The organism is Phenylobacterium sp. (assembly GCF_046291545.1).
Taxonomy (GTDB): Bacteria; Pseudomonadota; Alphaproteobacteria; order Caulobacterales; family Caulobacteraceae; genus Phenylobacterium.
Map to the genome: position 1 here is coordinate 308,808 of NZ_JBKBSM010000002.1, position 9,492 is coordinate 318,299.

Consider the following 9,492-nt stretch of genomic DNA (forward strand, 5'->3'; position numbering starts at 1 on the left):
CGCGCCGATGCGAAACGGGATCATCCGCGGCGGCAGACAGAGGTTTCGCGCCTCGTCCGTCGGGCGCCCATGAAGCCATTGAAGTTCGCGAAGAATATGGACGCGGCGCGGCAAATCAGTCACGCCTGGAACACGCAAAGCCGGGAGCGGTCGTGGCGACGGGCTCGGGAGCTGGGACATTCCGCTGGTCAAGGGCGAGGGGGCTGCCGGTGCTCGTCCTCGTCGGGGGCCTGCTCGCCACCGGCGGCGGCGCAGCGCTCATCCAGTCCCTCAACGCAAGCCGGGAACACGAACGCTTCGAGCGCCTGGCGGACGAAGCCAACGACGCCATCGTCGACAGGCTGGGGACCTATGTCGCGGTGCTGCGCGCCGGCGCCGGGCTCTTCGCCGCCAGCCGCACCGTCAACGCCGGGGAGTTCCGGGCCTTCGCCGAGCGGGTGGAACTGACCACACGCTACCCAGGCGTGGAGGGGATCGGCTATGCGGCCGGGGGCCGGGCGGCCGACGGGACGGCCGTGATGAGGATCGCCTATTTCGAACCGCCCCACGGCGACAGGGCCGCGGTGATCGGGCGCGACCTGCTCGCCGATCCGGTGCGGCGCGAGGCCGTGGAGCGGGCGCGGGACAGCGGCCTGCTGACGATGACCGGGAAGGTGACCCTCTATTCCTCCCGCGACCCGAGCGACGGGTCAGGCTTCCTGATCCTTGAGCCGATCTACCGCGGCGGGACCGTGCCGCGCAGCGTGGGCCTGAGGCGCGATCTGCTGGAAGGGGTGATCTATGCGCCCTTTCGGGCCGAAACCCTGCTGCAGGAGGTGTTCAGGGGGCTGCGGGGACCGGAGCTGCAGTACGCCGTCTACGATGGGGACCGTCCCGGCCAGGAGGTGCTTCTCCATGCCGAAACCCCGGCCGGCGCCCGCGAGGCGAAGGCGTATCGCGCCATCCGGCGCCTGGAGGTGGGCGGGCGGACCTGGACGGTGGTCTACAGCGCCGGGCCGGCCTTCGCCGCCGGCGACGCCTCGCAGGAGCTGGCCCTGTTCATTCTTGTCGGCCTCATGACCACGGGCGCGCTCGCCTGGGCCATGTTCGTCCAGGTCGACGCCCGCCTGATCGCCGAGCGGGAAGTGGCCGCGCGCCAGCGCGGGGAGGAACGGCGCAAGCTGTTGCTCGACGAACTGAACCACCGGGTGAAGAACACCCTGGCCACGGTGCAGTCGATCGCCGCCCAGTCGCTGCGAAGCGCCCCGGACCTCGAGAGCGCCCGCCGGACCTTCGAAGCCCGCCTGATCGCCCTCAGCGAGGCGCACAACCTGCTGACCCGGGACAATTGGCGCGGCGCCGGCCTGGAGGATCTGGCCGCGACCGAGCTTGAGCCCTACCGCGGCGGGCGGCGCGAGCGGGTGAGCATCCTCGGCGAGCCCGTCTGGCTGTCGCCCGATACGGCGGTGGCCCTGGGCATGGCGTTCCACGAACTGGCCACCAATGCGGCGAAGCACGGCGCGCTTTCGGCGGAGAACGGCCGGGTGCGGGTGGAATGGACCGTGGCGCGACGTCAGGGCGCCCCGGACCAGGTTTCGATCGTCTGGCGTGAGGCCGGCGGCCCCCCGGTCGGCAAGCCGACACGGCAGGGATTCGGCTCGCGGCTGATCGTGGCGGGCCTGGCTCACCAGCTCAACGGAGAGGTGAGCCTCGCCTTCGATCCCGAGGGCGTGAGCTGCTCGATCGTGTTCAACCTGACGCCGGAGCGAAGGGCCGCGCCGCCTGCGGGCGCCGAGGAGGCCGCGTGAAGGCCGAGGCTGAAACCAGGCCCGGTTTCAGCAGTTCTCCTCGCACCCGAAACGAAGGAGACGAAGGATGATTCAGGCTTCGCAGATCCGTGAACACATGGATGTGGTGGGCTCGGACGGCGGCCACGTCGGCCGCGTCGATCACGTCGTCGGCGGCGACATCGAACTGGCCAAGTTCGACATGGGCTCTGGCCTCAAGCACCACCTGATCCCGATGAGCTGGGTCGACCACCTGGAGGAAGGCAAGGTGTGCCTGAACCTCACCAAGGACGCCGCTAAGGCCGCCTGGCGCGAGAAGCACTGAGGGCTGACGCCCGCCCCCGCCCGAAGCCCGGGACGGGGGCGGAGCCGCTTACTTCACCGAGGCGCAGAAGCGCTGGATGCGGGTGCAGGCCTCCTCCAGCACCGTGTTCGAGGTCGCGTAGCTGATGCGGAAGAAGGGCGACAGGCCGAAGGCCTCGCCGAACACCACCGCCACGCCCTCGGCCTCGAGGAGCTCGTTGGCGAAGTCCTTGTCGGACCCGATCGTGCGTCCGCTCGGGGCGGTCTTGCCGATCAGCCCTTCGCAGGACGGATAGACGTAGAAGGCCCCCTCGGGCGTGGGGCACCTCAGGCCGCTAGCCTGATTCAGCATCGACACCACCAGATCGCGCCGCTCCTGGAAGAGCTTGGCGTTCGGCTTGATGAAGTCCTGCGGGCCGTTCAGCGCCTCTACGGCGGCGTACTGGCTGACCGAGCACGGGTTGGAGGTGGACTGGCTCATCACCTTGGCCATCAGCTTGATGAGCGGCTCGGGGCCGGCCGCATAGCCGATCCGCCAGCCGGTCATGGCGTAGGCCTTGGACACGCCGTTCATGGTCAGGGTGCGCTCGTAGAGCGCCGGCTCGACCTGGGCGATGGTCCAGAACTGGAAGTCGTCGAACACCAGGTGCTCGTACATGTCGTCGGTGAGGATCCACACCTGCGGGTGGCGCAGGAGGACCTCGGCGAGGGCCTTCAGCTCGTCCTTGGTGTAGGCCGCGCCCGACGGGTTGGATGGCGAGTTCAGGATCAGCCAGCGGGTCCTGGGCGTGATCGCCGCTTCCAGGTCGGCGGGCTTCAGCTTGAAGCCGGTCTCGGCGGTGGTCGGGGCGAACACCGGCGTGCCGCCAGCCAGCAGCACCATGTCCGGATAGCTCACCCAGTAAGGGGTGGGCACCACGACCTCGTCGCCGGGGTTCAGGGTGGCCATCATGGCGTTGAAGATCACCGGCTTGCCGCCGGGCGAGACGTTCACCTGGGACGGCTTGTAGGCGAGGCCGTTCTCGCGGGCGAACTTGGCGCAGATCGCCTCCTTCAGCTCCGGGATGCCGTCGACCGTCGTGTACTTCGTCTTGCCGTCGCGGATCGCCTTGATGGCGGCTTCCTTGATGTTGTCGGGCGTGTCGAAGTCCGGCTCGCCGGCGCCCAGGCTGATGACGTCTTTGCCCTGCGCCTTGAGCTCACGAGCCTTCTGATCGGTCGCCATGGTGGCGGAGGGCTTTACGCGGGCGAGCGTGGCGGATTCGAGCGACATGGCGCTGGGGCTTTCCGTCTGAGGTGGAAGAAACGCCCGGGGGTGTAGACCATGGCGGGACGTGCGCAACCCCGAATGGTCCGTGGAACGGCGGATGGCGCCCGTCGTTTGCCGAAAGGTCACAGGAGGAGCGTCATGCCCCGATCCAAAGCGCTGCTGATCGCGCTGGCGCCCGCGGCCCTCGCGGCCTGCGAGCGGACCGTCCCCACGTCAGATGCGCCCGCCGCCGCCGCGCCGCCGGCCGCGGTGCGTCCGCCCGCCCCGGCCACGGCCCTCGCGCCGGCGCCCGTCGGCAAGGACCTGCCGCCGATCAACGGGCCCGATCCGCGCTACGTCGGCCGCTGGGCCGCCGCGGCCACCGCCTGCGGCCACGAGGCCTGGCGCTTCTCGGCGCAGGAGCTGGAAACCCCGGGGGAGGTGGCCTGCACCTTTGGTAAGGTGACGCCCACGCCCGGCGGCTACGACATCGACATGACCTGCGTGGCGGAGGCCCCGCCCGCGCCCTCGACGCTCCATCTGCGCTTCGCCGAATCGGCCAAGGCCATGCTGGTGAGCGGCGGGCCGTTCAGCGGCGAGGTCGGACTGGTCTATTGCGGCCCGCCGGAGGCGACGCTAAACCGCTGAACGTCCGCGTGACTGGCGAGATCGGAGGGATTCAACCCTCGGGGAGCGCGGACGTCATCGGCCGCTCGCCTGGGCGATCGGGATCCTTCCCGGTCAGACCTCCTCGCCAGGAGCCGCCCATGGACGCCGACCGCCAAGCCCTTCGCACCTACGACCCCGACATCTTCGCCGAGATCGCCGGCGAGGAGACCCGCCAGGTCGACGGGGTCGAGATGATCCCCTCGGAGAACTACACCTATCCCGAAGTGCTCGCCGCGCTGGGATCGGTGCTGACCAACAAGTATTCCGAAGGCTACCCCGGCCGGCGCTACTACGGCGGCCAGGAGCACACCGACGCGGTGGAACGGCTGGCCAGGGAGCGCGCCTGCCGCCTGTTCGGGGCCGAGCACGCCAACGTGCAGCCGCTTTCGGGCTCGCCGATGAACCAGGCGGCCTATTTCGCGGTGATGCAGCCCGGCGACACGGTGCTGGCGATGGACCTGTCCCACGGCGGGCACCTGACCCACGGGGCGCCCGTCTCGCACATGGGAAAGGTGTTCAACTTCGTCCGCTACAAGACCGCGCAGGGCGGGGCGATCGACTTCGACCACGTGATGAAGCTGGCCAAGCAGGTCCGGCCCAAGGTGGTTCTGGCCGGCTATTCCTCCTACCCGCGGGACTACGACTACACGGGGTTCCGCAAGGTGGCCGACGAGGTGGGGGCGCTGGCGATGGCCGACATCGCCCACATAGGCGGGCTGGTCGCGGCCGGGGTGATGCGAAATCCCTTTGACGCCGGCTTCGACATCGTGACGACCACCACGCACAAGACCCTGCGGGGGCCGCGCGGGGGACTGATCCTGTGCCGCAAGGACCTGGCCAAGGCGATCGACGCCTCGGTGTTCCCCGGCCTGCAGGGCGGACCGCACATGAACAACGTGGCCGGGGCGGCGATCACCTTCAGGAAGGCGGCCGAGCCCGAGTTCCGCGCCTATGCCGAACAGGTGCTGGCCAACGCCAAGGCGCTCGCGGCGACCCTGCTGGACGAGGGGGTCAGCCTGGTCACCGGCGGGACCGACAACCACATGATGGTGATCGACGCCGTGGCGAGCTTCGGGATCGACGGCCGAGCGGCGGAGGAGGCGCTGGACCGCATCGGGATCGCCACCAACAAGCAGGTGATCCCGGACGACCCTCGACCGCCCCTGCGGCCCAGCGGGGTTCGGCTGGGCACGCCGGCCTGCACCACCCGCGGGATGGGCGAGGGGGAGATGCGCCGGCTCGGCGGCTGGATGGCGCAGGCCCTGCGCGCGCCGCAGGACACGGCGCTGGCCGAACGGCTGCGGGGCGAGGTGCGTGCGCTGTGCCGGGGCTTCCCCGTGCCGGGCGTCGCCCACGCTTGACCGGGGCGGGCGAACGGGCGAGGGAGCGGCATGGGCAGCATCCTGCGCTTCCTGACCAACATGGACGCCCGCGCCTGGCGCACCCTGGCCGTCTCCTTCGTGCTGTTCGGCGGGGTGGGCGTGGTGTTCCTGTTCGGCGCCCAGGTGCTGGGCTTTTCCGGCGAGGCCACCGTCGAGCGCTGGCTCGGCCTGGCGGCCGACGGCCCCTGGGCCCTGCCGGCGGCGGTGGCGGCCTTCGCCGTCCTGGCCTTCCTGGGCGTGCCGCAGTTCGTGCTGATCGCCGCGGCGGTGGTGGCCTTCGGGCCGTGGACGGGCTTCGCCTACAGCTGGATCGGCACCATGGTCTCGGCCCTGGTCGGCTTCTACCTGGGGCGGCTGGCCGGCGGGCGGACCATGACCCTGCTGTCGGGCGATGGCGTGAGGAAGTTCATGGACCTGGTCGGGCGCAACGCGTTCCTGGCGAGCCTGATCGTGCGGCTGGTGCCCTCCGCGCCGTTCATCGTCGTCAACATGGCCGCCGGGGTGACGCCGATGCCGGTGTGGCTGTTCGCGGCGGGCACGGCCCTGGGCATCGTGCCGAAGATCGCGCTCACGGCCTTTGCGGGGAACTCCATCGTCCAGGCGCTGAAGGGCGAGGGGCTCGAGCACGTCGGCTGGCTGGTCGGGATCGCCGCGGCCTGGCTGGCGATCGGCTGGTATGCGCGCCGCTGGCTGAAGCGGCGGGAAGGGGAGAAGGTCTGACCATGATGAAGCTGTTCTACAGCGTCGGCTCCTGTTCGCTGGCCTCGCACATCGCCCTGGAGGAAGCCGGCGCCGACTACGAGGCGGTGCGGCTGAACCTGGCCGCGGGCGAGCAGCGCACGCCCGAGTACCTGGCGATCAATCCGAAGGGGCGGGTGCCGGCGCTGGTCACCGAGCGGGGCGTGCTGACGGAGACCCCGGCGATCCTGGCCTTCATCGCCCAGGCCCATCCGGCCGCGGGCCTTGCGCCGCTGGACGATCCCTTCGCCTTCGCCGAGCTGCAGAGCTTCAACGCCTACATCTGCTCGACGGTGCATCCGGCCTACGCTCACTGGCGGCGCGGAACGCGCTGGGCCGACGAGGACAGCTCGATCGAGGACATGAAGCGCCGGGCGCCGAAGAACATGGCCGACGAGTTCGCGGCGATCGAAGCCTCGATGTTCCGCGGACCCTGGATGATGGGCGCCGACTACAGCGTCGCCGACCCCTATCTGTTCACCCTGGCCTCCTGGCTCGGCAACCTGGGGGTGAACCTGGGCGACTTCCCGAAGGTGGCCGAGCACCAGGCGCGGATGAGGGCGCGCCCGGCGGTGAGCAAGGTTCTTGCCGTACATGCGGCCTAGCGGCGCGCCGGCGGCAATCGCCTTGCGCCAGAGCGGCGTTTTGGGGTAGAGAGCGGCCCATGGACATGCGCCGCCACAGCCAGCTTATGCTCGGCCTGCGTCTCGACCTGGGGCTTAGCCGCCCCTGGGCGCCTTACTAGGCTGCGCGTCTTCGCGGCCGGGCGTTCAGGGGATGACCCTTCCGCCCAAGCCCTGTAAAACCGCCTTCCGCGAAGAGACCTGCCCCATGACCTCCGTAACCGATCCGGCGCGCGAGCGCGTCATCGTCTTCGACACCACCATGCGCGACGGCGAGCAGTCGCCCGGCGCCTCCATGTCGCTCGAGGAGAAGCTCGAGCTGGCTAAGATCCTGGAGGAGATGCGCGTCGACGTGATCGAGGCCGGCTTCCCGATCGCCTCCAACGGCGACTTCGAGGCCGTGCGCGAGATCTCCAAGATCGTCACCGAGAGCACGATCTGCGGCTTGGCCCGGGCCGGGGTGGCCGACATCGAGCGCTGCGCCGAGGCGATCCGCCCGGCCAAGCGCGGCCGCATCCACACCTTCATCTCCACCAGCCCGGTCCACATGAAGTGGAAGCTGCAGATGGAGCCGGAGGCGGTGCTGGAGATGGTGACCAAGTCGGTCGCCCACGCCCGCAACCTGTGCGGCGACGTGGAGTGGTCGGCCGAGGACGCCACGCGCACCGAGCGCGACTTCCTGCGCCGCTGCGTGGAGGCCGCGATCAAGGCCGGGGCCTCGACGATCAACATCCCCGACACGGTGGGATACACCTATCCGTCGGAATACGCCGACATCTTCCGCGACCTGATCGAGAATGTGCCGGGGGCGGACGGGGTGATCTTCTCGACGCACTGCCACAACGACCTGGGCCTGGCCGTGGCCAACAGCCTGTCGGGCGTGCAAGGCGGGGCGCGCCAGGTCGAGGTGGCGGTCAACGGCATCGGCGAGCGCGCCGGTAACGCCGCGCTCGAGGAAGTGGTGATGGCGCTGAAGGTGCGGGGCGACGCGCTGCCGTACTACACGGGCGTGGACCCGCAGCACATCACGCGGGCCAGCCGCTACGTCTCGGCGATCACCGGCTTCCCGGTGCAGTTCAACAAGGCGATCGTCGGCAAGAACGCCTTCGCCCACGAGAGCGGCATCCACCAGGACGGGATGCTGAAGAACGCCGAGACCTATGAGATCATGAGGCCCGAGGACGTGGGGCAGGGCGCCACCAACCTCGTCATGGGCAAGCATTCGGGCCGGCACGCCTTCCGCGAAAAGCTCAAGGCGCTGGGCTACGAGCTGGGCCAGAACGCGCTGAACGAGGCGTTCCAGCGGTTCAAGGACCTGGCCGACAAGAAGAAGCACGTCTTCGACGACGATCTGGTGGCCCTGGTGGACGACGCCCTGGCCTCCGGCGCGGACCGCATCCAGGTCTCGCACCTGCGGGTGGTGGCCGGCACCGAGGGGCCGCAGCAGGCCGAACTGACTGTCACCGTCGACGGCGAGGAACGCACCGCCACGGCGACCGGGGACGGCCCGGTGGACGCGGTGTTCAACGCCATCCATGAGGTGATCCCCCACACCGCCATCCTGCGCCTGTTCCAGGTGCACGCGGTGACCGAGGGCACCGACGCCCAGGCCCAGGTCTCGGTGCGGCTCGAGGAAGACGGCCGCATCGCCACCGGCCAGGCGGCCGACACCGACACCCTGACCGCTTCGGCCAAGGCCTATGTGAACGCGCTCAACAACCTCTTTGCGAGGAAGGAAAAGAGCGCGCCCGAAGCGAAGGTCGCTTCCGGCTTCTAGGCGCCCGGCCGCAAGGCGGGGTTGTCGGCGACCACGCCGCCTGAGGGGCGGCGGGCCTGCACGCGTGCGGGCTGAGCGGGTGTGTCTGTCATGTTGTGGATCGTACTGACGGCGGCGGCCGCGCCGCTGCAGGTGGCGCGCAACGCGCTGCAAAGAGGGCTGGTGGGCGACGCCGGCCCCTGGGGGGCGACGCTGGTTCGCTTCCTGTTCGGCCTGCCGTTCTCGCTGGCGATCTTCGCCGTGGCGGCGGCCCTGACCCCGTACGCCGCGCCTAGGCTGAGCGGCGAGTTCCTGGCGGCGGTTTCCATCGGCGCCCTGGGGCAGGTGAGCGCCACCGCGGCCCTGCTGACCGCCATGCGCCGGGCCGGCTTCGCGGTGGCCACCTTCATGCAGCAGGCCTCGCTGCCGTTCGGAGCGCTGCTGGGCTTTGCGGCGCTGGGCGACCGGCTGAGCGCGCAGGGCTGGATCGGGGTGGCGACCACGACCGCGGGGCTGATGGCCCTGTCCTGGCCGAGTAAGGGCGAGGGCCGGCGCGACCTCGCCGGGGCGGCGGCGGGACTGGCCTCGGCGGCGTTCTTCGCCGTGACGCTCAACGCCTACCGCCGCGCGGGCCTGGCGCTGGAGCCGGACTATCCGATCTATTCCGGGGTGGCGTCGGTGTGCGTGGCCCAGACGCTGCAGACCCTGGGCCTGGGCGCCGCCCTGGCGCTTGCGCGGCCGCAGGCGCTGCGTGCGGTGGCCGCCTCGTGGCGGGCCTCCCTCGGCGCCGGGTTCTTCGGGGCGGCGGCGTCGGCCTGCTGGTTTTCGGCCCTGGCGCTGGCGCCGGCCGGCCCCGTGCGGGCGGTGGGGGTGATCGAGGCGCCGATCGCCGCAGCGGCGGGGCGGCGGCTGTTCCAGGAACGGCTGTCGCTGGTCCAGGCGGCGGCGGGGGCCGTCACGGCCCTCGGCGTGGTGCTGGCGGCCCTGGGCTAGGGCGCGCAGGGAA

Annotated in this window: 9 protein-coding genes and 1 riboswitch; of the genes, 8 read left to right on the forward strand and 1 reads right to left on the reverse strand. The window is 70.5% G+C overall.

The window, feature by feature from the left end; translation table 11 throughout:
- Positions 1 to 209: 209 nt before the first annotated feature.
- Both ACK4YQ_RS07970 and ACK4YQ_RS07975 read left to right on the forward strand, forming a co-directional pair.
- Complete coding sequence (locus tag ACK4YQ_RS07970) at positions 210 to 1,787, forward strand: CHASE domain-containing protein (protein WP_409610098.1); 1,578 nt, start codon at positions 210 to 212, stop codon at positions 1,785 to 1,787.
- Positions 1,788 to 1,854: 67 nt separating this feature from the next.
- Positions 1,855 to 2,091, forward strand: coding sequence for a DUF2171 domain-containing protein (locus ACK4YQ_RS07975; protein ID WP_409610100.1), 237 nt, complete (start codon positions 1,855 to 1,857; stop codon positions 2,089 to 2,091).
- A 48-nt stretch (positions 2,092 to 2,139) separates the two neighbouring features.
- On the opposite strand, the gene ACK4YQ_RS07980 is transcribed toward ACK4YQ_RS07975, so the two are convergent.
- Positions 2,140 to 3,342 (reverse strand): pyridoxal phosphate-dependent aminotransferase, encoded by a 1,203-nt coding sequence (locus ACK4YQ_RS07980; RefSeq protein ID WP_409610102.1) that lies wholly within the window; start codon positions 3,340 to 3,342, stop codon positions 2,140 to 2,142.
- A 135-nt stretch (positions 3,343 to 3,477) separates the two neighbouring features.
- Between ACK4YQ_RS07980 and ACK4YQ_RS07985 the strand changes: the two genes are divergently transcribed.
- The 6 genes from ACK4YQ_RS07985 (at position 3,478) to ACK4YQ_RS08010 (ending at position 9,479) form a co-directional block, all read left to right on the forward strand.
- On the forward strand, positions 3,478 to 3,966 hold the full coding sequence (locus tag ACK4YQ_RS07985) for a hypothetical protein (protein ID WP_409610104.1): 489 nt from the start codon (positions 3,478 to 3,480) through the stop codon (positions 3,964 to 3,966).
- A riboswitch (ZMP/ZTP riboswitch) is annotated at positions 3,965 to 4,048 on the forward strand. Its footprint overlaps the gene before it by 2 nt.
- Before the next feature lie 37 nt (positions 4,049 to 4,085).
- Positions 4,086 to 5,348, forward strand: coding sequence for a serine hydroxymethyltransferase (glyA, locus tag ACK4YQ_RS07990; protein WP_409610106.1), 1,263 nt, complete (start codon positions 4,086 to 4,088; stop codon positions 5,346 to 5,348).
- A gap of 30 nt (positions 5,349 to 5,378) precedes the next feature.
- Positions 5,379 to 6,089 (forward strand): TVP38/TMEM64 family protein, encoded by a 711-nt coding sequence (locus ACK4YQ_RS07995; protein ID WP_409610108.1) that lies wholly within the window; start codon positions 5,379 to 5,381, stop codon positions 6,087 to 6,089.
- 2 nt (positions 6,090 to 6,091) lie between these two features.
- Positions 6,092 to 6,712, forward strand: coding sequence for a glutathione S-transferase family protein (locus tag ACK4YQ_RS08000; protein WP_409610110.1), 621 nt, complete (start codon positions 6,092 to 6,094; stop codon positions 6,710 to 6,712).
- 226 nt (positions 6,713 to 6,938) lie between these two features.
- Positions 6,939 to 8,507 (forward strand): 2-isopropylmalate synthase, encoded by a 1,569-nt coding sequence (locus tag ACK4YQ_RS08005; RefSeq protein WP_409610112.1) that lies wholly within the window; start codon positions 6,939 to 6,941, stop codon positions 8,505 to 8,507.
- A gap of 90 nt (positions 8,508 to 8,597) precedes the next feature.
- Positions 8,598 to 9,479: an EamA/RhaT family transporter gene (locus ACK4YQ_RS08010; protein ID WP_409610114.1), complete on the forward strand. Its 882-nt coding sequence runs from the start codon at positions 8,598 to 8,600 to the stop codon at positions 9,477 to 9,479.
- Positions 9,480 to 9,492 lie beyond the last annotated feature (13 nt).